This is a genomic window from Mycobacterium shunyiense, assembly GCF_058270035.1.
The window spans coordinates 372,759-395,623 of sequence record NZ_JBZDPT010000040.1 but is presented as its reverse complement, the minus strand read 5'-3'; the positions used below and the strand labels follow the sequence as shown (position 1 = coordinate 395,623).

General features: G+C 67.5%; 24 protein-coding genes. 13 read left to right on the top strand and 11 right to left on the bottom strand.

Going from position 1 to position 22,865, the window contains the following annotated elements:
• Window positions 1-106: 106 nt before the first annotated feature.
• The 3 genes from AC4ELS_RS23250 to AC4ELS_RS23240 form a co-directional block, all read right to left on the bottom strand.
• The gene (locus AC4ELS_RS23250) at window positions 107-997 is read right to left on the bottom strand and encodes a hypothetical protein (RefSeq protein WP_499049470.1); all 891 of its coding nucleotides are present in this window, start codon (window positions 995-997) and stop codon (window positions 107-109) included.
• A gap of 146 nt (window positions 998-1,143) precedes the next feature.
• Window positions 1,144-2,310 (bottom strand): M20 family metallopeptidase, encoded by a 1,167-nt coding sequence (locus AC4ELS_RS23245; protein WP_064879413.1) that lies wholly within the window; start codon window positions 2,308-2,310, stop codon window positions 1,144-1,146.
• Complete coding sequence (locus tag AC4ELS_RS23240; protein ID WP_064879411.1) at window positions 2,307-3,491, bottom strand: M20 family metallopeptidase; 1,185 nt, start codon at window positions 3,489-3,491, stop codon at window positions 2,307-2,309. Before AC4ELS_RS23240 ends, AC4ELS_RS23245 begins: the two co-directional genes overlap by 4 nt.
• Window positions 3,492-3,538: 47 nt before the next feature.
• Here AC4ELS_RS23240 and AC4ELS_RS23235 point away from each other — a divergent pair, with 47 nt between their 5' ends.
• Entirely contained in the window at window positions 3,539-4,330 is a 792-nt protein-coding gene (locus AC4ELS_RS23235) for a purine-nucleoside phosphorylase (RefSeq protein ID WP_498885238.1), read from the top strand.
• Here the strand turns inward: AC4ELS_RS23235 and AC4ELS_RS23230 are convergent.
• Complete coding sequence (locus AC4ELS_RS23230) at window positions 4,327-4,872, bottom strand: TetR/AcrR family transcriptional regulator (protein ID WP_064959617.1); 546 nt, start codon at window positions 4,870-4,872, stop codon at window positions 4,327-4,329. The genes AC4ELS_RS23235 and AC4ELS_RS23230 overlap by 4 nt on opposite strands.
• Before the next feature lie 100 nt (window positions 4,873-4,972).
• Here AC4ELS_RS23230 and AC4ELS_RS23225 point away from each other — a divergent pair, with 100 nt between their 5' ends.
• Entirely contained in the window at window positions 4,973-6,121 is a 1,149-nt protein-coding gene (locus tag AC4ELS_RS23225) for an FAD-dependent oxidoreductase (protein WP_498885240.1), read from the top strand.
• A 13-nt stretch (window positions 6,122-6,134) separates the two neighbouring features.
• Here the strand turns inward: AC4ELS_RS23225 and AC4ELS_RS23220 are convergent, their stop codons facing one another.
• Window positions 6,135-7,241 carry an AbrB family protein gene (locus AC4ELS_RS23220; RefSeq protein WP_499049492.1) on the bottom strand — a complete coding sequence of 369 codons (1,107 nt, stop codon included), beginning with the start codon at window positions 7,239-7,241 and terminating at the stop codon, window positions 6,135-6,137.
• Window positions 7,242-7,350: 109 nt separating this feature from the next.
• On the opposite strand from AC4ELS_RS23220, the gene AC4ELS_RS23215 reads away from it, so the two are divergent.
• The 3 genes from AC4ELS_RS23215 to AC4ELS_RS23205 are packed head-to-tail and all read left to right on the top strand — an operon-like array spanning window position 7,351 to window position 10,927.
• Window positions 7,351-7,797 carry a MarR family winged helix-turn-helix transcriptional regulator gene (locus AC4ELS_RS23215; RefSeq protein ID WP_499049468.1) on the top strand — a complete coding sequence of 149 codons (447 nt, stop codon included), beginning with the start codon at window positions 7,351-7,353 and terminating at the stop codon, window positions 7,795-7,797.
• Complete coding sequence (locus tag AC4ELS_RS23210; RefSeq protein ID WP_448448610.1) at window positions 7,794-9,410, top strand: phospho-sugar mutase; 1,617 nt, start codon at window positions 7,794-7,796, stop codon at window positions 9,408-9,410. The genes AC4ELS_RS23215 and AC4ELS_RS23210 overlap by 4 nt, the downstream gene beginning before the upstream one ends.
• Window positions 9,411-9,421: 11 nt before the next feature.
• Window positions 9,422-10,927: a hypothetical protein gene (locus tag AC4ELS_RS23205; protein ID WP_499049466.1), complete on the top strand. Its 1,506-nt coding sequence runs from the start codon at window positions 9,422-9,424 to the stop codon at window positions 10,925-10,927.
• On the opposite strand, the gene upp is transcribed toward AC4ELS_RS23205, so the two are convergent.
• On the bottom strand, window positions 10,924-11,547 hold the full coding sequence (upp, locus tag AC4ELS_RS23200) for a uracil phosphoribosyltransferase (protein WP_064879401.1): 624 nt from the start codon (window positions 11,545-11,547) through the stop codon (window positions 10,924-10,926). The two genes, AC4ELS_RS23205 and upp, sit on opposite strands and share 4 nt — an antisense overlap.
• A 158-nt stretch (window positions 11,548-11,705) precedes the next feature.
• On the opposite strand from upp, the gene AC4ELS_RS23195 reads away from it, so the two are divergent.
• The 6 genes from AC4ELS_RS23195 (at window position 11,706) to AC4ELS_RS23170 (ending at window position 16,915) form a co-directional block, all read left to right on the top strand.
• Entirely contained in the window at window positions 11,706-12,344 is a 639-nt protein-coding gene (locus AC4ELS_RS23195) for a sigma-70 family RNA polymerase sigma factor (RefSeq protein WP_499049464.1), read from the top strand.
• Between the two features lie 19 nt (window positions 12,345-12,363).
• A complete protein-coding gene (locus tag AC4ELS_RS23190) occupies window positions 12,364-13,101 on the top strand; it encodes an SDR family NAD(P)-dependent oxidoreductase (RefSeq protein ID WP_448448606.1) in 738 nt (245 codons plus the stop codon).
• Between the two features lie 175 nt (window positions 13,102-13,276).
• On the top strand, window positions 13,277-13,582 hold the full coding sequence (locus AC4ELS_RS23185; protein WP_498885247.1) for a hypothetical protein: 306 nt from the start codon (window positions 13,277-13,279) through the stop codon (window positions 13,580-13,582).
• Between the two features lie 3 nt (window positions 13,583-13,585).
• Window positions 13,586-14,713, top strand: coding sequence for a C40 family peptidase (locus AC4ELS_RS23180; RefSeq protein ID WP_498885249.1), 1,128 nt, complete (start codon window positions 13,586-13,588; stop codon window positions 14,711-14,713).
• 72 nt (window positions 14,714-14,785) lie between these two features.
• Complete coding sequence (gene satS / locus AC4ELS_RS23175) at window positions 14,786-16,060, top strand: protein export chaperone SatS (RefSeq protein WP_499049462.1); 1,275 nt, start codon at window positions 14,786-14,788, stop codon at window positions 16,058-16,060.
• Window positions 16,061-16,105: 45 nt separating this feature from the next.
• Window positions 16,106-16,915, top strand: coding sequence for an alpha/beta fold hydrolase (locus AC4ELS_RS23170; protein WP_499049460.1), 810 nt, complete (start codon window positions 16,106-16,108; stop codon window positions 16,913-16,915).
• A gap of 15 nt (window positions 16,916-16,930) precedes the next feature.
• Here AC4ELS_RS23170 and AC4ELS_RS23165 read toward each other — a convergent pair whose 3' ends face one another.
• From AC4ELS_RS23165 to AC4ELS_RS23145, 5 genes are all read right to left on the bottom strand, one after another.
• Window positions 16,931-18,337 (bottom strand): DUF1254 domain-containing protein, encoded by a 1,407-nt coding sequence (locus AC4ELS_RS23165; protein WP_499049458.1) that lies wholly within the window; start codon window positions 18,335-18,337, stop codon window positions 16,931-16,933.
• A gap of 74 nt (window positions 18,338-18,411) precedes the next feature.
• Entirely contained in the window at window positions 18,412-18,684 is a 273-nt protein-coding gene (locus AC4ELS_RS23160; protein ID WP_499049456.1) for a hypothetical protein, read from the bottom strand.
• Between the two features lie 127 nt (window positions 18,685-18,811).
• Window positions 18,812-19,900: an adenosine deaminase gene (locus tag AC4ELS_RS23155; protein WP_064879391.1), complete on the bottom strand. Its 1,089-nt coding sequence runs from the start codon at window positions 19,898-19,900 to the stop codon at window positions 18,812-18,814.
• Window positions 19,901-20,011: 111 nt separating this feature from the next.
• Entirely contained in the window at window positions 20,012-21,313 is a 1,302-nt protein-coding gene (locus tag AC4ELS_RS23150; protein ID WP_499049454.1) for a thymidine phosphorylase, read from the bottom strand.
• 49 nt (window positions 21,314-21,362) lie between these two features.
• Complete coding sequence (locus AC4ELS_RS23145) at window positions 21,363-21,761, bottom strand: cytidine deaminase (RefSeq protein ID WP_064879387.1); 399 nt, start codon at window positions 21,759-21,761, stop codon at window positions 21,363-21,365.
• Between the two features lie 214 nt (window positions 21,762-21,975).
• On the opposite strand from AC4ELS_RS23145, the gene sdhC reads away from it, so the two are divergent.
• On the top strand, window positions 21,976-22,392 hold the full coding sequence (sdhC, locus tag AC4ELS_RS23140) for a succinate dehydrogenase, cytochrome b556 subunit (protein ID WP_082448777.1): 417 nt from the start codon (window positions 21,976-21,978) through the stop codon (window positions 22,390-22,392).
• 47 nt (window positions 22,393-22,439) lie between these two features.
• A complete protein-coding gene (locus AC4ELS_RS23135; RefSeq protein ID WP_003882378.1) occupies window positions 22,440-22,862 on the top strand; it encodes a succinate dehydrogenase hydrophobic membrane anchor subunit in 423 nt (140 codons plus the stop codon).
• Window positions 22,863-22,865: the final 3 nt, after the last annotated feature.

The following is a 22,865-nucleotide window of genomic DNA, read 5'->3' as shown; positions in this document are numbered from 1 at the left end:
CTCGCCCGCATCGTCTACCGCCGACTCCATACCGACGAACAAGCACGCCTCAACGACCCCCAACCCGCCGCCGCTTGACATAGGAGCAATGCTCGCGGTGAAAGGGTTACGCGAGGAGGTCCGTACGCTCCACGGTCAGCTGGTTAAACTCGCGCGTGCCGGTTCGGGTGCGCTGGTCGAGGTCGCTGAGGATCCGTTTGACACCGGTGATCGCTTGGTCGACCTTCTCCTGGGCCTCGATAATGCGGTCACGAACGGCGAAATCGGTGAAGAAGTTGTCGAACCACACGTCGAAGACCCTTGTGAAAGAGCTGAGTTCGACGAGTCGGACGCCTTCCAAGTGCACATCGGCGAGTTCGGTGCTGAACCGCTTGAGATCAGTGTCGGCCGAACGCAGTGACGCCGCAACGACGTCGAGTTTGTCTTCCTTGACCATGCTGGCGATGAATCCGCCGTCGAACCAGGTGTCGTACGCCGACCAGGACCGGGCGCTGTCGAGCTGCGCGGCGGCACTGCGCAGCTCTTTCAACGCCCGCTGCCCGGCGGAACGCGCCTGCTCGAGCTCCCTGAGTTCGGCCGTCAATTGCCCACGCATTCCAGAGATTTCAAGAAGTCTGGCCGCGCCCGGGCCATCGTTGTCCTGTAGCCAGCGTTCCTTCGCGTCCAACGCCCGCTCCAACTCAATCCCGACATCACCAAGTGCCGCGAGGCGTTCCGTGAGCTGCTCGACATGACGCTGGTCGGCATCGGCGCGGGCCCGTTGAGTGAGGTAGTCGTAGTGGGCGGATTGGCGCTCAGCAGTTTCGCGGGCCACGTCATCCTCGTGGGAACCCTTGAGATTTGCCCAGATCTTGGTCAGCGAGAAGGATTCCAGCTTGTGGACGTCCCGATCCTCTGCAAGCACCCGGCGGCCGGCTGTTTGTGCGCGGGTGGCGGACTCCTCGGCGTGCAACTGCGCGGCGTTGAGTTGGCGCTTGATTGATTCGGCCTGCCGCACCGCGGCGATGGCCGCAGCGAGTTGGTCGTCAGGGGCAGGTGTCATAGCGACAGCCTATGGGCGCTCGCAGCCGGCGAGTGACGCCAAAATGCCGATGCTGCGCGGCGCGTTGACCAGCAGACACGCACGCTCGCGGTGGAAGGTGGCTAGGCCGAGGCCTCGACGATGTTGACCATCGTCCGGACACCGACGCCCAACGCACGTTCGTCGATGTCGAACGTCGGCTGATGTAGATCGAGTTGCGGCCCTTGTCCGCTCCAGACGCCGAGCCGCCCCATGGCACCGGGCACGTCTTCGAGGTACCACGAGAAATCCTCGCCACCGCCGGACTGATGGGTGTCGGCGAGCACGTCGGGGCCGATGGCCTCGATGGCGTGCGTGAGGATGCGGGTGGACACCTCTTCGTTGACCACCGGGGGCACGCCGCGCCGGTAATTGAGGCTGTGCGAGATGTTCAGCGGCGCGAGCAGCGACGTAACCGTCTCTTCCACAATCGATTCCAGCGTCAGCCAGGTATCGCGACTTGCCGTGCGGATGGTCCCGGCCAGGGTGCCGATCTGCGGGATGGCATTGGCGGCCACACCCGCATTGACCGCGCCCCACACCATCACGGTGTCGTGGCGGGGGTCGATGCGACGGGACAGCACGCCGGGCAGCCCGGTGATCAACGTTCCCAGCCCGTAGACCAGGTCACCGGTCAGGTGCGGCCGGGAGGTGTGCCCGCCGGGCGAGTGCAGGGTGATCTCGATGGAATCTGCAGCCGACGTGATCGGTCCGGGCTTAGTGGCGACCTGGCCTACGACCAGCCGAGGGTCGCAGTGCAGAGCGAAGATCCGGCTCACCCCGGTCAGCACACCCGCGTTGATCGCGTCGATCGCGCCGCCGGGCATCAGCTCCTCGGCCGCTTGGAACAGCAATCGGACGCCGACCGGCAGCTCCGGCACCGACGCCAACGCCATCGCAGCGCCGAGCAGTACCGCGGTGTGGGCGTCGTGCCCGCAGGCGTGCGCGACGTTGGGCACCGTGGAGGCGTAGGACGCGCCCGTGCGGTCGGCCATCGGCAGGGCGTCCATGTCGGCGCGCAGCGCGATCCGCGGGCGGTCCTCCGGCCCGAAGTCACACGTCAACCCGGTGCCGCCGGGTAGCACCTTGGGGTTCAGCCCGGCCTCGGCCAGGTGGCGGGCCACGAACTCGGTGGTCGCGAACTCCTGGCGACCAAGTTCCGGATGGGCGTGCAGGTGCCGCCGCCACGACACCATCTCGTCGTAGTTGGCCGACAACCAGCGGGCAGCCGCGTGCTGCAGCACACTCATGACGCCTGCCTCCTCTGCAGCGCCTCCAGGACCCGGTCCCGCTGCGCAGGCGTCTCGGCCAGCTGAACGACGCTGCGGGCCAACATGATTGCACCTTCCAACACGGCCTTGTCAGCACTCGGACCCGCCGCGGCAGCCGTGAACGCCGGTTGGTGGATCGCGGCGCCGCCCGAGTCGATACCGATCACCGGATGGATGCCGGGCATCACCTGACTGATGTTGCCCATGTCGGTACTGCCCAGTGGCACACTCGCCTCCACGTTCTCCGGCAACGGGTTACGGCCCAGGCGCAGCATCTCGGCGCGGATGGTCTCCGAGAGCCACGGATCGGGCACAAGTTCGGCGTAGGCCGGGCCGATCTCGGTGACCTGGTGCTCGCAGCCCGTCGCCAGTGCCCCGGCCGAAAAACAGCCCGCCATCCGGTCTTCCAGCTCGCGCAGGGCCGACATGTCGGTGGCCCGCATCGTGTATCTCATTTCGGCCCGACCGGGAATGACGTTGGTGGCCTGCCCGCCGTGGGTGACGATGCCGTGCACCATCTGCCCCGGCATGAGCTGCTGACGCAGCAGCCCGATCGCGACCTGCGCGACGGTGACCGCGTCACCGGCGTTGACACCCAGATAGGGCGCGACGGCGGCGTGCGATTCCCGGCCGGTGTAATTCACCGTCACCTCGGAGAGCGCCAGCGAGCGCGCCGCGGCGATGTCCACGGGCCCGGGATGCAGCATGACCGTGGCGGCGATGTCGTCGAACACACCGGCATTGAGCAGCAAGACTTTTCCGCCACCGAGTTCCTCGGCCGGGGTGCCGATCAACACGACGGTCAGGCCGAGCTCGTCGGCGACATCGGCAAGAGCCAGCGCGGCGCCGACCGCCGAGGCCGCGATGATGTTGTGTCCGCAGGCATGCCCGATCTCGGGCAGGGCGTCGTACTCCGCGCAGATCCCGATCACCAGCGGGCCGCTGCCGTAGGAGGCCCGGAACGCGGTGTCCAGCCCGCCGGCTGCCGCGGTGATCTCGAAGCCGTACTCGGCCACCAGCGCCTGGGTCTTGGCGCAGCTGCGGTGCTCGGCGAACGCCAACTCAGGCTCGGCATGTATCGAGTGGGAGAGTTCGACGAGGTCGCCACGACGCCGGTTGATGGCGTCCTCGACGCTCAGCGAGGCGGTGGCAGACGGCATCCTCGCAGTATCTCACTGCCCGTTTCCGGCGGTTAAGCTCGCCTATCGTGACCGATCCCCAGGCATCCAGCCAGGCAGCCGCCGCCATCGCCGAACGGACCGGCGTCGAACGCCACGATGTCGCGGTGGTGCTCGGATCGGGTTGGGCACCCGCGGTAACCGAGCTGGGCGAGCCGGTGGCAACGGTGCCGATGGCCGATCTCCCCGGCTTCACCCCGCCGACCGCGACCGGCCACGGCGGCCTGGTGCACTCGGTGCGCCTCGGGAGTCACCGCGTGCTGGTGCTGGCCGGGCGCATCCACGCTTATGAGGGCCACGACCTGCAGCATGTGGTGCATCCGGTCCGGACGGCTGCGGCAACGGGCGTGTCCACCGTGGTTCTGACCAACGCGGCCGGCGGGCTGCGTGCCGAGTATCAGGTGGGCCAGCCGGTACTGATCAATGACCACCTCAACCTCACGGCGCGGTCGCCGCTGGTAGGTGCGCAGTTCGTCGACCTGGTCGACGCCTACTCCCCCAAACTTCGAGCGCTGGCCCGAGAGATCGAGCCGACCCTGGCCGAGGGCGTCTACGCCGGGCTGCCCGGCCCGCATTACGAGACACCGGCCGAGATCCGGATGCTGCGCACCCTGGGAGCCGATCTGGTCGGCATGTCGACGGTGCACGAGACCATCGCTGCCCGGGCCGCCGGCCTGCAGGTGCTGGGCATCTCGATGGTGACCAACCTGGCTGCCGGGATGACGGGTGAACCGCTCAGCCACACCGAGGTCCTCGAGGCCGGGCGTCAGTCCGCAACCCGGATGGGTTCCCTGCTGGCTTCGGTGATCAGACAGATCTAGCCGACGAGATACCGCTGCAGGGTGGGTGCGATCCAGTCGACGACCTCCTGGCGCGACATGGTGACCAGAGGCGGGAATTCCAGGACATAGCGGCACAACGCCATGCCCAGTACCTGGGACGCGGCGAGGCTGGCCCGCACCGGGGTGTCGGGAGCGTCGCCAGTGGTCTGCGCTATCGCCGGGGCGAGTTGTGCGGCGAAGATCGTGCGCATCCGCTCGGCCACTGCCTCGTTGGTGACGCCGGCTCGCAACAGGATCAACAGCGCCTCGTCGCGCTCCCAGCGTTCGAGGAAATGCGCGGCCAGCGCGGCGCCGATCTCTTCGCGTGGGATCCGCGTGAGATCCGGTAGTTCCAAATCGAATTCGGCGGCCGCGGCGAACAGCCGCTCCTTGTTGCCGTAGTAGCGCATCACCATCGCCGGGTCGATCCCGGCGTCGGCCGCAATCGCCCGGATCGTCGCGCGCTCGTATCCGTCGGCGGCGAAGCGCTCCCGAGCCGCGGCGAGGATCACGGACTTGGTCTCGGCTGCCGGTCGTCGCATGTCAACAAGTGTAGGTCAACAACCGTTGACATCCAGTCCCCACAGGCCTAATTTGATGTCAACAAGCGTTGACCAACAGTTGTTGACAAAGGAGTCGAAGATGCAAGCGCTCACCACCGACGTCCTGATCGTCGGAGCCGGACCCGTCGGCCTGACCGCCGCCATCGTGCTCATCCAGCACGGTCACGAGGTGACCGTCGTGGATCGACAGGCCGAGGGCACCAACACCTCGCGGGCCGCCGTGGTCCACCCGCACACCCTGGAATTGCTGGAGCCCTACGGGGTGGTCGCGGACCTCGTCGCTCGCGGCGTGCACACGCCGACCTTCGCCATCCGGGACCGCGACGATCTCCTGATCGCGGTACCGTTCAGCCAGCTGCCGACCCGCTACCCGTACACACTGATGATCTCGCAGGCCGACACCGAGGCGTTCCTGCTCAATCGGCTCGAGGAGCTGGGCGGCAAGGTCGTCCGCCCCGCTTCGGTCATCGGGATCCAGCAGACCGCCGACCAGGCGATGGCCACGTTCGCCGATGGCCAGCAGATCCGGGCCCGGTACCTGATCGGAGCCGACGGCATGCACAGCACCGTCCGCGAACACGCCGGGATCGCGTTCAACGGCGGCACCTACGGCGAGTCGTTCGCGCTGGCCGATGTCCGGCTGTCCGGCGGCGTGCCGGCCGACGAGGTGATCCTGTACTTCTCGCCGGCCGGGCTGGTCGTCGTCGCACCACTGCCCGACGGGATGTACCGCATCGTCGCGACGGTGGACGAAGCCCCGCAGCACCCGGACGTCGCGTTTGTGCAGTCGCTGCTGGATGAGCGCGGCCCGGTGGCCGAGCCCGCGGTGGTCGAAGAGGTGGTGTGGGGCTCCAGGTTCCGGGTGCATCACCGAGTTGCCGACGCGTTCCGCGACCACCGCATCCTGCTGGCAGGCGACGCCGCCCACGTGCACTCCCCCGCCGGCGGGCAGGGGATGAACCTCGGCATCGAGGATGCCGTCGTCCTCGGCGAGCACCTGGCGCAGGTACTGGACGCCGGAGCCGACAACGCCGTGCTCGACGAGTACGCGGCCACCCGCCGCCACACCGCACGTCGTGTGGTCTCGATGACCAGCCGGCTCACCGAACTCGCCACCGCATCGGCCCGCCGCCGCCCGCTCCGCAATCGCGTCATGCGACTGGCCGGCAAACTGCCCGCCGTCCGCCGCGCGCTTGCCTGGCAGTTGTCCGGCCTGAACCGGCGATGAGCAGGCCGATCAGCTATCGCCCGACGGCGGCCACCGGTTCGTCGGCCTCCCGGTCGTGAGCCTCGTCGCGGCGCCGGGCCAGCCGGGCCATGACCCGCGCCATGAGCGGGGCGGCGAACAGCATCAGCAGCACCCGGAGCACCTGGGCGGCGATGATGAAGGTGACGTTGGACCCCGTCTCCACCGCGGTGGCGAGCACCGCATAGACGCCACCCGGACTGGTCGCCAGGTAGCCCTCCAATTGCGTCATCCCGGTGACGTTGGCCAGCACCACCCCGAGTCCGGCGGTCGCCACGCCGAGCACGACTATCAATGTCAACGCCAACGGAAGTATCCGGCCGATCGCCCGTAGCGAGTCGCGGGTGAAGGCGATGCCGGCCTGCCAGCCGATCACCATGTAGGCGGCCTGCACCAGAAGCACCGGAACGGCCAGCCCGAAGGACAGACCCGTGAGCTGCAGTGCCACCGTCAGGGCCAGCGGGCCGAGCAGTCCGGCGCCCGGCAACCTGGCCCAACGCCCGCCGACCACCCCGACTGCGACGATCGCGGCAAGCATGGCCAGGCTGAGATACCAAGGTGCCGAAGCAGTTTCAGCCGGGTCCGACGGCGGATGCGACCGGTCGGCGTGGAAGACCAGGGTCACCACGAGCGGAATGGTCCCGGTGACCAGTGCCACCCGAAGATATTGGACGACGGAGACGACGCGATCGTCGCCGCCGAGTTCCCGGGCGATGGCCACCAGGCCCGACGCGCCCCCGGCCACGAGCGCCAGCGAGCCGGTCAGCGGACTGACGTCGCGGTGCAGACCGAGCAATCCGCCGGCGAGGATGCTGAGCAGCAACGTGGCCACGGTGATCACCAGCACGATCAGCCAGTCCGATCCGAGCGCACTGACGGCGTCCCGATGGACCATCGTGCCGATGTACACGCCCAGCACACCCTGGGCGATCACCCCCGCCGGGCGCGGCATCTGTTCCGGGGCGAGCGAGACCAGCGCCAGCACGATGCCTACCGCGAGTCCCGCGAACAGTGCGGCCGAGGGCACGTCGACGAGGGTGAGCGGGACGGTGACGGCGACGGTCGCGACGAGAAGCAACATCCACCGCAGCGTCCGCGCCATCCCCGTCATGCACCTCCTACCGAGATAGTAAGGGATACCTTCGCAATATTCACGGTGTAATGGTATTCAAATGCTTCAATCGCGTCGAATACCAAGGTATAACCTTCTCATGGCGGCAACATCGGCGACTGACCTGCGCGAGTCGATGATGGCGGTGACCCGGCAGATGCGGCGGCACCGTCCGGATCACGGCCTGACGTTGAGCCAGCTGGAGCTGCTGGGCGAGGCGAGCCGCAGCGGAACCACCACCCCGGCCGAGATGGGCGCGCGGCTGCATGTGCGGGCCCAGTCACTGACCGACAGCATCAACGAACTGGTGCGCCGTGGGCTGATCGCGCGACGTCCCGACGAGAACGACCGCCGCCGTCAGCTCATCGAGATCACCTCGGCAGGAGCTGCGTTGCTGCAGGCCGACCGCGACGAACGCGATGCCTGGCTGCACGCCACGATGCGGGAGAACCTCACCGATCTGGAGTTCGATCTGCTGATGCTGGTGGCACCGGTCCTGCGCAAGCTGGCGTACTCCGACGCCGCTGCGGGCACACTTGGGTCATGACCACCATCGCGACCGCCGCCGCCGAATGGATCGCGCATGACCCCGACCCTCAAACCGCGGCCGAATTGTCCTCTTGCACTCCCGAAGAACTCGACCGCCGGTTCAGCAATCCGTTGACCTTCGGCACCGCCGGGCTGCGCGGACCGTTGCGGGGCGGGCCCGATGCCATGAACCTGGCCGTCGTCATCCGTACCACCTGGGCACTGGCCCAGGTCCTGAAGGACAGATGCCTGGGCGGGTCGCACGTGGTGGTGGGCCGCGATGCTCGGCACCGTTCCGACGAGTTCGCTCTGGCGGCCGCCGAAGTCCTTGCCGCCGAGGGTTTCCAGGTTGTCCTCATGATGGCCGCAGTCCCCACACCGATCGTCGCCTACACCGTTCGGCACCTGCCTGCCGTTGCCGGCATCCAGATCACCGCGTCGCACAATCCGCCGACCGACAACGGCTACAAAGTGTTTCTCGACGGTGGCATGCAGATCATCTCCCCTGCCGACCGTGAGATCGAGGCAGCGGTGGCTCGGGCGCCGTACGCAGATGAAATCCGCCGATCTCCCGTGGAAACCGGTGGGCGCCATCAGGTCTACGGATACCTGGAGCGGGCCGCCCGGGTCCGTCGCAGCACAGGTTCGGTGCGGGTGGCGCTGACGCCCCTGCACGGAGTCGGTGGCGAGTACGCGCTTGACGCCCTGGCCCTGGCCGGATTCGACGACGTGCACGTGGTCGAGGAACAGTTCGCGCCCGACCCGGACTTCCCCACGGTCAGCTTCCCCAATCCCGAGGAGCCGGGTGCGGTCGACGCGCTACTCGCCCTGGCTGACGACATCGACGCCGAGATCGCGATAGCCCTTGACCCCGATGCCGATCGGTGCGCCGTCGGGGTGCCGGGCCCAGACGGCTGGCGGATGCTCACCGGTGACGAAACCGGCTGGCTGCTCGGCGATTACATCTTGTCTCAGCTCGAGCCCGGCCCGGTGAGCGAAGCTGCCCTGGTCGCCAGCACCGTGGTGTCTTCGCGGATGCTGGCCGCCATCGCGGCGGCGCACGGTGCCCAGCACGCGGAAACCCTCACCGGATTCAAGTGGTTGGCCCGCGCCCAGTCACCCGGTAACACCCTGGTCTACGCCTACGAGGAGGCGATCGGGCATTGTGTCGACCCGGCCTCGGTACGCGACAAGGACGGGATCAGCGCGGCCATCCTGGCCGCTGATCTGACGGCCGCACTACGCGCTCAGGGGCGCAGCATGCTCGACGCCCTGGATGCGCTGGCCAAGGCGCACGGCGTGCACGTGACGGGCGCGGTCACGCGCCACGTCGACGACGCCGAAACAGCCATGGCCCGATTGCGCGAGGCCCCGCCGACCGAACTGGCCGGGATCGCCGTCACCGTCGAAGATCTGCTGGAGCGGCGTGGACAACAACGCACCGATGCCCTGATCTTCACCGGTGATGACGCCGGCACCTCGGTCCGCGTGGTGGTACGTCCATCGGGAACCGAGCCGAAACTCAAGTCCTACACCGAAGTTCGTTGTGCACCGACCGATGATCTGGATACCGCACGGGCCCACGCTCAGAAGCTGAGCCAGGACCTCGCCGACGCCGCTGCGCGCTGGTAGCCGGATACGTAATGCCGGACTGGACTTATCAACCGCTTGGCCCGATCGCGTCCGCCGTCCTCGGGGAACATCGCACCCAGCGCTGGGCGCTGCGGTTTCTGGCCATGCTGGTCGAGGCCGGCGGGTATCGCTGGATCCCAAAGGTTTTCGATCACCCGCCGGTCCCGCCGGAGTGGATAGGCCGCTTCGGGGCGGTGGTCCCGCCGTCGGTGGCGCGCGACGCCGTACTGGTGTTGCCGGTCCAGGGTGCCGGCATCATCGAGATCGCGCCCGTGACCGCCGCTGACGTCGAAACCGTACGTCGAGCCGCCACGGGTCGGCGCTGCCGTGTCGTCGCGCGCGTCGATTCCACCGAGGTCGCCGACCTACTCGCTACTGACGTGGACCAGGTAGTCGTCGGTGCAGCCGGTGAGGATCGCTACCTGTCGGATCCTGACGTCACGACCGCCGTTGCGGCGCTGCAGGATCCGGACGCCATCGTGCTGGCCAGGCCGAGCGTACTGCTCGCGACCGGGCCCGGCTGGTTCAACCGCGTGATCGAGGCGGCCTCGCAGACATCGGCGCCGCCGCCGAGCCTGGCCGATGCCGGGCTCAACCCGTTTCGCTGGCCGGGCTGGCTGTGGGGTGTGCTGGCCGGACTCGGATTGATGGTGGCGGGTGCCGGTGCCGGCGCCATCACGCTCGGTCCGGTGTTGCTCAGTTATGACCGTTCCTATCTCGGTCTCGGGGTGGATGACCTGCGCCAGATCAACGACAACCTGGTGCATTTCATCCAACATGATCGGATCAGTATGGCGGGCAACATGATCGGCCTCGGCATGCTGTACGCCGGTCTGTCCTGGGGTGGAATCAGGCGCGGCTTGGCATGGGCGCGCACGGCCCTGCTCATCTCGGGCCTCGTCGCGTTCCTCACGCTGTTCTACTTCGTCGGGACAGGGTTCGTCGATCCCCTGCACACGCTGGTGGTCGTGACGCTGTTCCCGATGCTGCTGGCCGCGGTCTGGAACAAACCCGACCCGCCACAATGGCGGTCGCTGCCGGACGGCCCGGAATCACAGCGCCGGCGCGCGTTGTGGGGACAGTTGCTGTTCATCGGACTCGGCGCCGGGCTCGCCGTCGCCGGGGCGACCATCTCGTTCGTCGGGCTGACCGACGTGTTCGTCAGCACCGACCTGGGCTACCTGCACACCCACGGTGCGACGCTGCGGGCCGCCGAACCGCAACTGCTCGGCTTCATCGCCCACGACCGGGCCGGATTCGGTGGGGCTCTGATCGGTTCCGGGCTTGCGATCGCATTGATCGCGCTGTGGGGATTCCGCCGCGGCGAGCGCTGGGTGTGGTGGTCGTTGTTGATCGGGTTCGTGACGGGCACGTTGCCTGCGCTGGCCGTGCACTACGCGATCGGGTACACGACCTTCATCCATCTGCTGCCGGTGTATGTGCTCATGCTGGCCACCGCGGCGGCGCTGGTGTTGTCCCGGCCGTACCTGACCGCGACCGAGCCTGAGCGGCCTTAGCGCGGGCCGAACTGACGGTCCCCGGCGTCGCCGAGCCCCGGGACGATGTAGGCGATCTCGTTGAGGCCCTCGTCGATGGTCGCGGTGATCAACCGGATCTCGGGGGCGACCTTCTCCAGCGCGGCGATCCCCTGCGGAGCACACACCACACACACCGCGGTGATGTCGTCGGCGTTGCGCTCTTTCAGCAGGTTGAGGGTGTAGGCCATCGATCCGCCCGTCGCCAGCATCGGGTCGAGCACGAACACCGACCGCGTACTCAGGTCGTCGGGCAGCGACGCCAGGTAGGGCGTGGGCTGGTGCGTCGACTCATCGCGCGCCATCCCGACGAACCCGACCTGTGCCTCCGGGATCAGAGCGTGCGCCTGGTCGACCATCCCGAGCCCCGCCCGCAGCACCGGCACCAACAGCGGCGGATTGGCCAACCGCGACCCGGTGGTATCGGTCACCGGGGTGCGCACCGCGATCTGCTCGCAGGGAGCGTCCCGGGTCGCCTCGTACACCAGCATCATCGTCAGATCGCGCAGCGCCGCACGGAACCCTGCGTTGTCGGTCCGCTCGTCCCGCAGGGTGGTCAGCCGCGCGGCGGCCAGGGGGTGGTCGACGACGCGCACATCCATGCGCTGACCTTAACGGTCGGCGCCGTCGGCGTGCATGTCTATCCGGTGTCCACCCCACGGACTACGAGGACCACGGATTCTCAAGGGTCCGCTACGAGCTTTCGCGAACCAGGCTGAGGACACATTCGTTCTTGTTCTCAAACGCTGGAGTTCTGATCATGACGAGAGTCGTAACCGCCCCGTCAGCCGATATCACGTCAGTAGCCGACTCTGACGCGCAACTGGCGGCTCGGTTCGTGCGCGACGCCATGCCATTTCACTCCGTCCTGCTGCGCACCGCGCGGCGCCTGACGCACAGCCAGGCCGACGCCGAGGACCTGGTCCAAGACACATTGATGAATGCCTACACCGGTTTCCACCGGTTCGAACCGGGCACCAATCTCCGTGCGTGGCTGTTCCGCATCCTGCACAACCGGTGGATCAGCACGCACCGCATGAAGCAACGTCGTCCCGACACGTTCGCCGTCCCCGAGTTCACCGATAGCGACATGTTCGGCAGCGCAACCCATTCCACGACCGTCCAGCGCTCCGCCGAGGACCTTGCGCTCGACCTGTTCTGCGACGACCGGATCCGTGATGCGTTGCAGGCACTGCCCGAGGGTTTCCGAACGGTGTTGTACTACGCCGACATCGAGGGCTGCACATATGCCGAGGTCGCTGCACGCATGGGAATCCCGCTGGGAACCGTCATGTCACGCATCGCCCGCAGCCGCGAACGCCTGCGGGCCACACTCGCCGATGTCGCAGACGACCGCTGGATCACCCACGAACACGGCGGCACCCGAAATGTCGCGTGACGAACAACGAGAGGACACCATGGAATCCGGATCGACAGAACTCAACGGCTATCGCGCACTGGTCACCGGCGGCACCGCGGGCATCGGCCTGGCCTGTGCCGACCTGCTGGCCCGAGCCGGCGCGGCGGTGACCATCACCGGGCGAGATGAACAACGGGGACGCGACGCCGCGGCCACGCTCGGTGGGGACGTCCGGTTCGTCAGCGCCGACCTCGCCGACCTCGACTCGGTGCGATCTCTCGCACAGCAATGCGGCGAGCTCGACATCCTGGTCAACAACGCCGCGGCGTTCCCCGGAGCACTCACCGTCGAACAGGATGTCGCCTCCTTCGAGCGGACTTTCGACACCAACGTGCGGGGCACCTATTTCCTCGTCGCACAGCTGGTGGGCGGCATGCTCGAACGCGGCCGCGGCAGCATCGTCAACGTCACCTCGATGGTCGCGTCCAAGGGCGTGCCAGGTGCCTCGACCTACAGTGCTTCCAAGGCCGCCGTCGAATCGCTGACCCGCACCTGGGCCGCCGAATTCGGTTCCGGCGGAGTGCGAGTCAACAGTGTCGCGCCGGGGCCCACCCGCACCGAAGGCGTCGCGGCTCAATGGGGCGACACCAACGAGGAACTCGGCCGCGCCCTGCCCCTGGGACGCACGGCAACCCCGGAGGAGATCGCCCACGCGGTGCTGTTCCTGAGTTCGCCGCGGGCGGCATTCATCACCGGCTCGGTGTTGCATGCCGACGGCGGTGGTACTGCCATCTGAGCGGGCAAGCACCGGAACGGCGGGCCGGGCAGCCGGGCGTACGCCGATTTCCACACCAGGGCAGCCACCCCGGCGCACCAACAACCCTGGCGTGGGAAACGACGCGGGAGCACGACCACCCGAACGCGGCGCGAATCACGCGGAACCGATCAGCGGCGGCGGACGTCCTAACCACATGACCGCCGACCCCCTGCGCGCCGACCTGACGGGCATCCACGCCCTCGGCGGCGCCTTCGACGCACACGCCGCCGATCTCAGCGCGGTGGCGGCAACCCTGCGGTCGATGCCGTCACCGGCAGGCGCCCTCGGCCCGATCGGCGAACGATTCGTAGCCGCGTTCGCCGCATCCGTCAGCGCCCACGTCGACGCGGTGGCGGCGCTGAGTGCCCGGGCCGACGCGGGTGCCGTCAGCGCCGGGGCCACCGCCGCCGGCTACGACGCCGCTGGTCAGCGGGCGGCCGCACTGTTGCCGCGGGTATAGCCCGTGCCCGCGTCCGCCGCCGCGCTGGCCACGCCGCTGTATGCGCTGCGTGACCTGGTGGGCAGTGGCCCGCCGGAAACCGGGCCCACCGTGACGACGCTGGACGCGGCGCATTCCGCATTGTCGGATATCGCCGCGGCACTCGGCCGATCGTGGGAACGCGCCGCCGGCGACTGGTCGGGTACGGCGGCAACAGCGGCCGCCAACTTCGCCGCAGGTACCGCGGCGGAGGTGACCGAGCTGGCCGCGCAGGCTCAGGTACTGAGCGCTGCTGCCCGGCGTGCGGGCTCAGCCGTGGCGGAGGCGAGGTCGCGACTGCAGGCGATCATCGACCGCTTCGAGGATCGCGCCGCATTGTTGATCCCCCATCTCGACGAACCCGGTGTGGCTCAGGAGCTGCAGGCCGAGGCGCGGCGCGCGGTCGCTGAGGCGTCGGCCGTCGTCGACGAACTGCGCGCTGAACTGGACGGTCACGCCGGCGCGGTCACCGCCGGGATGCACGCGGGCTCGACGGGGCTCCCGGCCGGTGCCCCGACGTCGTCGGGATTCCCAGGGTCGGGATTCTCAGGGGCGGGATTCCCAGGCGCCGGGCCTACGGAGGCCGGGTTCTCCGGCGCGGGGTTCTCGGGAGGCACACCGCTGGGCAGCTGGGGTGGCGCCGCAGACCTACCGGCGGCATCGGGTGTCGATCGCTCCGAAGCGCCGGCCGGGCTCCGTGACCCGGGGATGTTCGGCGACGGCGTGGCGGTGCGGCTGCCCGACGGCAGTACCGCGGTAGCCCCCAATGCCGTGGCAGCCAGCGCCGTGCGACATGCGCTGACACAGCTCGGGGTTCCCTACCGGTGGGGCGGCACGACACCGGGCGTCGGACTGGACTGCAGCGGGCTGACTCAATGGGCCTATCACGAAGCCGGGCTGGACATTCCGCGGCTGGCCCAGGAGCAGGACATCGGCAAGGCGGTCTCGGCGGGGACCCTGCGCCCGGGTGACCTGGCGGTATGGGACGGCCATGTCGCCATGATCGTCGGCGAGAACACGATGATCGAGGCGGGCGACCCGGTCAAACTCTCGCCCGTCCGAACGACGAATGCCGGGCAGGGCTTTCAGGGGTTCTGGCGCCCCACGGTGTGATACCACCCGAACCGGTCCCCGAACGGGAGACAACCTGACTGGCGTCAGAGGCGTCCCATTAGGCTGTGCCGCATGGCTGCTGACATCGTGCCGATCAGGCTCGGGCTGACCAAGGGCGACCTCTACACACTGTGGGCTCCGCGTTGGCGGGATGCCGGTGACGAGTGGGAGGCCTTCCTCGGCGAGGGTGACGCCCTGTTCGCCTTCGAATCGGTCGCTGACCTCGCGGCTTTCGTCCGCACCAACACCGACAACGATCTCGCCGACCACCCGGCGTGGGAGAAGCTGACCGCAGCCAACGCCCACAAGCTGCAGCCGGCCGACGACCGTGAATACGACATCGTCGGGCTGCCGGACCTGGTCGCCGACAAGCCGACCGAAGAGTCCGTCGCGACGGTGCACCGCACGCTGGTGGTGGTGTCCTCGATCGGCTCGGTGTGTGAACTGGCGGCCATCAGCAAGTTCTTCAACGGCAACCCGGTGCTCGGCACCGTCGGTGGTGGGTTGGAAGGCTTCACCGGCCGCTCCGGGCGCAAGCGTTGGGCCGAGATCGAAGCCGTGATCGCGCGGGGCTGGGACGGCGTGCTCGACGCCATCGACGAGATCGTCACCGTTCCCGAAGACATCGACGAAGCCGCGGTCAAGAAGGCCGAGGCCGAGCTCGAGGAAGACGCCCCTGAGGAGGACGAGGACGACCTCGCCGTCGACGCTGACACCGAAGATTCCGAGGGCGACGACGAAGACGACGAGGACGCGGAGCCCGCGCGCAGCGTTGCCGACACCGCTGTCCTGGGCGACGACGAGGACTTCTGGCACAAGGTCGGTATCGACCCGGTGCGCATCATGACCGGCTCGGGAACCGTCTACACCTTGCGCTGCTACCTCGACGACGATCCGGTCTTCCTCGGCCGCAACGGTCGCATCAGCGTGTTCAGCTCCGAGCGGGCCCTTGCTCGCTACCTGGCCGACGAGCACGACCACGACCTGTCCGACCTGGCCACCTATGACGACATCAGGACCGCCGCCACCGATGGCTCCCTGCGGGTCGAGGTCGCAGAGGAGAACGTCTACGTCTTGTCGGGCATCTCCGACGACATTGCCGACGGACCCGACGCGGTCGACCACGACCAGCTGGAGTTGGCCGTCGAGCTGCTGCGCGATGTCAGCGACTACTCCGAGGACAAGACCGTCGATGAGACGCTCGCCGAGACCAAGGCCCTCGGCAAGTTCGTGAGCTATGTGCTCGGCGACGAGGGCGCCCGCAAGCCCGACGGGCCGTACGCCCAGGCCGTCGAGCAGTGGGACGCGTTGGAGCGTTTTGTGGAGTCGCGCCTGCGGGCGGAGTAGCCCCCGAGCCGATGAGTTCTGGCCGCGCCGGCGGTCAGATCACTCATGACCGCATCGACCAGCCTTTCCACGCACACCGTCGAGGTTCCCGGCGCGCGCCTGCACTACGAGGTGCGCGGCGAGGGCCCGCTGTTGCTGATCCTCGGTGCGCCGATGGCCGCCGCCGAATTCGCGCCGCTGGCCCACGCGCTGGCCGGTGACCGCACAGTGGTGACGGCCGATCCGCGCGGCGTCGCGCGCAGCTGCCTCGACGATCCGACCGAGAACTCCATCCCGGAGCGCCGGGCTGACGACGTCGCTGCGATCCTCGATGATCTGGGCGCCGACTCCGCTGACGTGTTCGGCTCGTCCGGCGGTGCGGTGACGGGTCTGTCATTGGTGGCCCGTCACCCCGGCCGGGTGCGCATCCTCGTCGCGCACGAACCTCCGCTGCTGGAGTTGCTACCCGATGCCGCCGCGCAACGCGCCGCGACCGACGACATCATCGCGACGTTCAACCGCGACGGGATGTTCGCGGGCTGGGGCAAGTTCATGGCCAACGCCGGCTTCGACGTACCGCCCGGGGCACCGGAGATGCCCGCGCCGAGCGATCAGGAACTGCGCGACACGGACCACTTCTTCAACCACGAACTCCGGGGCACCACCCGCTACCTGCCCGATGTCGCCGCGCTGAAGAACGGACGGGTCGTGCTGGGACTCGGTGAGGAGTCCGGGCGCCTGTTGACGAAGCGGACCACCATGGCACTGGCCGACCTGCTGGGCGTGCGTCCGGTGAAATTCCCCGGCGACCATGGTGGATTCATGGCTGCGCCAAGGGCTTTCGCCGACGTACTCCGTGGGGTGTTGCGCGGCTGACCTGTCCGGCGACGGTCAGTGTTTGGTGACCTTCGGCGGCTGCCAGGTGCCGTTGAGCGCCGCCTCCTTGGGCCAGTACAACCGCAGGATCATCTGGAACGGTCCGTCCGGCGCCGGCAGCCAGTTCGCCTCTTTCTCCGCGCCGGGCGACTGATTCTGCACGTAGATCGTGACACCACCGTCGGGATCTTTGACCAGGCTCGGCAGCATCGGCGAATTGATGAGGTACCGGTTGATCGGGTTGGCCACCAACAGGCTCTGCGGCATCTTGTACATCGTCGTCGACCAGAAGGAGTTGACCGGCGGCAACTGCCCGGGCGCGAACCGCACGGTGTAGTTGTTGTTTCCGGCCAACGGTGCCCCGGTCGAGTCGACGGCCAGCACCGGGTAGATGGCCTCCTGCGCGGTGTTGCCGTAGATGCCCAGCACCGCGGCAGCCATGCGGTAGAGGTAGTTGTCCTTCAACGCTTCCCGCGTGCCGAACAGATCGGCCGACGTCACCTGGCCGGAATCCAGCTTGTCTTTCTTGAAGGTGTTGACCTCGGCCCAGGCGTCGGCCATCCCGTCCTGCACGGCTTGCAGGGTTTCCTTGCTCATGGTGTCGGGGTTGAAGTCGCCGTCGGGGCCGATTCCGATGGTGGCGAAGCGAGCCCGAAGTTCCTTCTCGGAAGGCACTTCTGGCGCATACTTCAGAAGAAAGTTGAGGATCTGGAAGAACTTGGGCGACGTCTTCTGCTCGTCGGGGGTCAGCGGCGCGATGAAGTCGACCGCAGGAGCGGTCGGTGCGGGCTGCTTGGCGAAGGCCGAGAGCGGCTCGACGGTATAGCCGGCCTGGATCTTCTTGACGTTGTCGATGTCCTTCGGATCGAACAGCTGAGTGCGGTAGATGACCAACGCGAAATCGGTGTCGGAGCGGATCACCTCGGTGATGCCGGCGGGCTTGTCGCCCTTCCAACTCGGGCCGGCCAGCAGGTACTTGCCGCCGCCGTTCCCGGTGGCGCGACTGCCGACGTAGGCGAAGTTATAGGTGTAGCTGTCGATGAACTGCAGCGAGTAGTACCGGCCTGCCTCGATCGGCGGCACGGTGAGCACCAACGGTTCTGCGCGTAGGTCAGCGCCCAACATCGTGTAGGGAGTATCGGAGTTGGGCGTCTGGATCGTGGTGTCCTCGGGCGTGAACACCCGCGCAATGCTGTGCGTCTGGTTCCAGTCACCCTTGTACTGGGAGTTGGCCTGGTCGACGAAATAGGCGTGCTGGATGCGATACGAATCGACCATCGGGAAGCCGTATATGTAAGCCTCCTTGACGATCTGGCGCACCGTCTCCGGTGTCGGCGCCGCACCGGTCGACTCCTTGGACCCACCACAGCTGACCACGGCCGCAAGCAGCAGGGCGGTCAGTCCGAACGACAAATACTTCATCCATCACTCCTGATCGAGTCGAAACTGGCACTGGCGCGGCAGATCCACTACCGCGCCAGTCGAAATTGTCTTTCTCAGCAGGGATCGCCGGGAGGGGTGAAGTAGGGAACGCCTTCGACGGTGTAGCACGGGGCTTCGCCCGGTACGTAGGGGACATGTGCGGCCGCGATGGCCGCGCCGGTAGCAACATCGCCGGCGATGTTGGTGCAACCTCCGGCGGCGAAATGGCGTCCGTCCGCTCCGGCGCAGACGTCGGCGCCGGCGGTCGGTACCGCGACAACCGGAAGGAACACCGCCGCCGTTGCCAGCACTGCGCCGGACAACACCGTGGTGAGGGGTCGGGCCATGGGGTCTCCTTGTTGATCCGGGCACGATCTTGCGTCGGGCCTGCTGGATTGTCGCAGCCGTAAACGCTGCCGTTACAGCGTTTCCAGTGGAAATTTTCGGTGGGGAGAATTTGCCCGACGCGGTGACTCAGCCGACCAGGACCGCGTACCGGGGTTTGATGACTTCGTCGATGATGGCGAGCCGTTCATCGAAGGGGATGAAGGCCGACTTCATCGCATTGATGGTGAACCGCTCCAGGTCGCTCCAGCCGTAGCCGAAGGCCTCGACCAGGCGCAGCATCTCCTGGCTCATGGTGGTGTCGCTCATCAGCCGGTTGTCGGTATTGACGGTGACGCGGAACCGCAGCCGTGCCAGCCGGTCGAACGGATGCTCGGCGATGCTGGGCGCCGCCCCGGTCTGTACGTTGCTGCTGGGGCACATCTCCAGCGGAATTCGCTTGTCCCGCAGGATGGATGCGAGCCGGCCCAGATGCTGGGTACCGTCGTCGAACTCGGTGATGTCATCGACGATGCGCACCCCGTGGCCCAGCCGGTCAGCCCCGCAGAATGCGATGGCCTCATGGATGGACGGCAAGCCGAACGCCTCACCGGCATGAATTGTGAAGCGCGCGTTGTTTCCTCGCATGTATTCGAACGCGTCGAGGTGCCGGGTGGGCGGGTACCCTGCCTCCGCCCCCGCGATGTCGAAACCGACAACGCCCTTGTCGCGGAAGCGGATTGCCAGTTCGGCGATCTCCCGGGAGCGAGCAGCGTGACGCATCGCAGTGACCAGGCAGCGCACGGTGATGGTCCGCCCCTCGGCCGCGGCCGCCTTCTCGCCGTCGGCGAAGCCGGCCAGCACGGCGTCGACCACCTCGTCGAGAGACAGGCCGCGGTCGATGTGCAGTTCGGGGGCGAACCGGATCTCGGCGTAGACGACGTTGTCGGCGGCGAGGTCCTCGACGCACTCGTAGGCGACGCGGTGCAACGCCTCCGGAGTCTGCATGACCCCGACGGTGTGGGCGAACGGCTCCAGGTAGCGCACCAACGAGCCGCTGTGCGCGGCGGTGCGGAAGAACGTGGCCAGCTCGTCGACCTCGGTGGCCGGCAGGTCGTCATAGCCGAGCTGGTCGGCCAGGTCGAGCACCGTGGCAGGCCTCAGGCCGCCGTCGAGGTGGTCGTGCAGCAGGGCCTTGGGAGCGTGCTGGATCTTGTCCAGACTCAGCGGCGTACTCATGCCCCCATCATGCGCGTCAGCGGCGCCGCCGCGCCGCCGAAACCGGGCCGTGGCGGGTGACGATCAGACCAATAGCGGCCTATTCGTGAGTGTCTGCCGATTGGCGCCGCGTCAGCCGATCCGGTCGATGATCAGGGGTCGCTGCATGGGCGCGGTGTCGCCGACCGTCCAGGCGCCGTCGAGCTCAGCAAGAGCACCCCGCAGCCGCTCGGGCGTTTCGGTGTACAAGGTGAACAGCGCCTCGCCTGCGGCGACCGGCTCCCCCGGCTTGCGGTGGATCCGCACGCCGGCGCCGAACTGCACCGGTTCGCCCGGCTGGGCACGGCCGGCGCCCAACCGCCACGCCGCCAGCGCCACCCCCATGGCGTCGAGATCGCCCATGATGCCGCCGTGCGGGGCCGTCACGGTCTCCGTAGCCGTCCCGATCGGTAGCGGGCGGGTGAGATCCCCGCCCTGGGCCGCCACCAGCGCACGGAAGCAATCCATCGCACTGCCGTCCCGCAGGGTCTCGGCCGGATCGGAGTCACCGATACCGGCCGCATCGAGCATCTCGGTCGCGAGCGCCAGCGTCAGCGCGACCACGTCGGACGGCCCGCCGCCGGCCAGGACCTCCAGCGATTCGCCGACCTCCACGGAGTTGCCGACGGTCCGGCCCAGCGGGCAGTTCATGTCGGTGAGAAGGGCCCGGGTCGGCACCCCGTTGGCATTGCCGAGGTCGACCATGGTGGCGGCCAGCGCCCGCGCCTCGGACTCGACCTTCATGAACGCCCCGCGCCCCACCTTGACGTCGAGCACCAGCGACCGCGCCCCTTCGGCCAGCTTCTTGCTCATGATGGAACTCGCGATCAGCGGCAGTGAGTCGACCGTCGAGGTGATGTCGCGCAATGCGTAGATCTTGCGATCGGCCGGCGCCAGCTCGCCTGCGGCGAACACCGCCGCACCGATGTCCCGAAGTTGTTGCCGGATCCGGTCTTTCGACAGCTCGGCGGTGAATCCCTGAATCGCCTCGAGCTTGTCGAGCGTGCCGCCGGTATGCCCGAGCCCGCGCCCGGAGGCCTGCGGCACGGCTGCGCCACAGGCCATCACCACCGGCAGCAGCGGAATGGTGATCTTGTCCCCCACCCCGCCCGTGGAGTGCTTGTCGACCAGGGCCAGTGGGCGGCTCGGCGCGGCCGCACGGCGGAGATCAGAGAAGTCGAACCGGTCCCCGGAATTGATCATGGCGGCGGTCCAGCGGGTGGTCTCGTCCGGGTTCATCCCGCGTAAGAAGATCGCCATCAGTAGCGCCGACATCTGTTCGTCGGCGACCTGTCCGTGGGTGTAGCCGTCGATCACCCAATCGATCGCGGCGTCGGACAGCACACCGCCGTCACGTTTGGTCCGGATGACGGTGGGGGCGTCGAGATGCGACATGGCCGTCAACCTACTCGCCAGTAACCCGGAGTTGTTGGACCACTTGGCCTTACCTGCGCTCCAGGTCGTCGGGCCCGAACGCGTCGGGCAGTAGCTCCCGCAGCGGCCGCGGGCCCTGAGAATGGTCGATGAGCAACTCGGGGCCGCCGTGCTCGAGCAGTACCTGCCGACAACGTCCACAGGGCATCAACGCGCCCCCGTCGGGGCCCACACACGCCAGTGCGACGAGCCTTCCGCCGCCTCCGGAATGCAGGGCGCAGGCCACAGCACACTCGGCACAGAGACCTAGGCCATATGAGACATTCTCCACATTGCATCCGGTCACGACGCGGCCGTCGTCGACGAGCGCGGCGGCTCCCACCGGGAATCCCGAATAGGGCGCGTAGGCGTGGGATGAAGCCTCGATCGCCTTGTAACGCAACAGGTTCCAGTCGACATCGACCGTCATGCGACCACTCCCGGCAAAGGTTCTGAATGCATTCCGAAACCCCAATTCCCGACCCGCACAGTAAGATAGGTAAGCCTAACTTTCTCGCTTTTTTGCGGTAGAACGGCTCAACCGTAATTCCTTCGCCAGCACAAATGGGTTTAGAGTCGCCCCGAGGTTTGGGGCTAATTCACAGGCAGGTCCCGAACGTCCACCGAAGACGTTGGAGGGCGAGATGAGTACTCAGACGGAGGTGCCGGCTCCGCAACCCAGGAAAACCCGTCGGCGCACCCTGTACAAGGGTGACCCGGGAATGTGGTCCTGGGTACTACACCGTATTACCGGTGCCACGATTTTCTTCTTCCTGTTTGTACATGTCCTTGATACCGCGCTGGTCCGGGTGAGCCCGCAGGCCTACAACGAGGTCATCGAGACGTACAAGACGCCCATCGTCGGCCTGATGGAGATGGGCCTGGTCGCCGCAGTGCTCTTCCACGCACTGAACGGCATCCGCGTCATCCTCATCGACTTCTGGCAGCAGGGTCCCCGCTACCAGCGGCAGATGCTCGCGGTCGCCGTCGGCGTCTTTGCCGTGGTCCTCATCGCAGCACTAGGAGTTCTCGGTATGCACATGGCGGAGCGGTTCCTGTGAGCGCGCCAGGAGCGGGCGAGTCGCGGTTGGGCCGTCCGGCGCCGGTGATGGAACGCGAGCACGACCGGCCGGCCGCGCTGGACCACCCGCGCGCACCCCGTCGCCCCCGCGGTATCCCCTACTTCGAGAAGTACGCCTGGCTGTTCATGCGGTTCTCCGGCCTGGCGCTGGTGTTCCTCGCGCTCGGCCACCTGTTCATCATGCTGATGTGGCAGGACGGCGTGTACCGCATCGACTTCAACTACGTCGCACAGCGCTGGGCCTCCCCGTTCTGGCAGATCTGGGACATGGCCCTGCTGTGGCTCGCGATGATCCACGGGGCCAACGGCCTGCGCACCATCATCGGCGACTATGCCCGTAAGAACGTCACGAAGTTCTACCTGAATTCGCTGCTGCTGCTGGCGACAGGGTTCACGTTGGTTCTGGGTACCTACGTCCTGGTCACCTTCGACCCGAATATTGGGGGTTAACCA

What these genes read in the sequence shown, in the direction of transcription:
- AC4ELS_RS23170 (WP_499049460.1), top strand. Translation starts at nt 16,106, where the DNA reads ATGACCGCATCGACCAGCCTTTCCACGCACACCGTCGAGGTTCCCGGC.
- AC4ELS_RS23210 (WP_448448610.1), top strand. Translation starts at nt 7,794, where the DNA reads ATGACCACCATCGCGACCGCCGCCGCCGAATGGATCGCGCATGACCCC.
- upp (WP_064879401.1), bottom strand. Translation starts at nt 11,547, where the DNA reads ATGGATGTGCGCGTCGTCGACCACCCCCTGGCCGCCGCGCGGCTGACC.
- sdhC (WP_082448777.1), top strand. Translation starts at nt 21,976, where the DNA reads ATGAGTACTCAGACGGAGGTGCCGGCTCCGCAACCCAGGAAAACCCGT.
- AC4ELS_RS23135 (WP_003882378.1), top strand. Translation starts at nt 22,440, where the DNA reads ATGGAACGCGAGCACGACCGGCCGGCCGCGCTGGACCACCCGCGCGCA.
- AC4ELS_RS23160 (WP_499049456.1), bottom strand. Translation starts at nt 18,684, where the DNA reads ATGGCCCGACCCCTCACCACGGTGTTGTCCGGCGCAGTGCTGGCAACG.
- AC4ELS_RS23215 (WP_499049468.1), top strand. Translation starts at nt 7,351, where the DNA reads ATGGCGGCAACATCGGCGACTGACCTGCGCGAGTCGATGATGGCGGTG.
- AC4ELS_RS23225 (WP_498885240.1), top strand. Translation starts at nt 4,973, where the DNA reads ATGCAAGCGCTCACCACCGACGTCCTGATCGTCGGAGCCGGACCCGTC.
- AC4ELS_RS23245 (WP_064879413.1), bottom strand. Translation starts at nt 2,310, where the DNA reads ATGAGTGTGCTGCAGCACGCGGCTGCCCGCTGGTTGTCGGCCAACTAC.
- AC4ELS_RS23240 (WP_064879411.1), bottom strand. Translation starts at nt 3,491, where the DNA reads ATGCCGTCTGCCACCGCCTCGCTGAGCGTCGAGGACGCCATCAACCGG.
- AC4ELS_RS23195 (WP_499049464.1), top strand. Translation starts at nt 11,706, where the DNA reads ATGACGAGAGTCGTAACCGCCCCGTCAGCCGATATCACGTCAGTAGCC.
- AC4ELS_RS23185 (WP_498885247.1), top strand. Translation starts at nt 13,277, where the DNA reads ATGACCGCCGACCCCCTGCGCGCCGACCTGACGGGCATCCACGCCCTC.
- satS (WP_499049462.1), top strand. Translation starts at nt 14,786, where the DNA reads ATGGCTGCTGACATCGTGCCGATCAGGCTCGGGCTGACCAAGGGCGAC.
- AC4ELS_RS23220 (WP_499049492.1), bottom strand. Translation starts at nt 7,241, where the DNA reads ATGGCGCGGACGCTGCGGTGGATGTTGCTTCTCGTCGCGACCGTCGCC.
- AC4ELS_RS23155 (WP_064879391.1), bottom strand. Translation starts at nt 19,900, where the DNA reads ATGAGTACGCCGCTGAGTCTGGACAAGATCCAGCACGCTCCCAAGGCC.
- AC4ELS_RS23145 (WP_064879387.1), bottom strand. Translation starts at nt 21,761, where the DNA reads ATGACGGTCGATGTCGACTGGAACCTGTTGCGTTACAAGGCGATCGAG.
- AC4ELS_RS23150 (WP_499049454.1), bottom strand. Translation starts at nt 21,313, where the DNA reads ATGTCGCATCTCGACGCCCCCACCGTCATCCGGACCAAACGTGACGGC.
- AC4ELS_RS23205 (WP_499049466.1), top strand. Translation starts at nt 9,422, where the DNA reads ATGCCGGACTGGACTTATCAACCGCTTGGCCCGATCGCGTCCGCCGTC.
- AC4ELS_RS23230 (WP_064959617.1), bottom strand. Translation starts at nt 4,872, where the DNA reads ATGCGACGACCGGCAGCCGAGACCAAGTCCGTGATCCTCGCCGCGGCT.
- AC4ELS_RS23165 (WP_499049458.1), bottom strand. Translation starts at nt 18,337, where the DNA reads ATGAAGTATTTGTCGTTCGGACTGACCGCCCTGCTGCTTGCGGCCGTG.
- AC4ELS_RS23190 (WP_448448606.1), top strand. Translation starts at nt 12,364, where the DNA reads ATGGAATCCGGATCGACAGAACTCAACGGCTATCGCGCACTGGTCACC.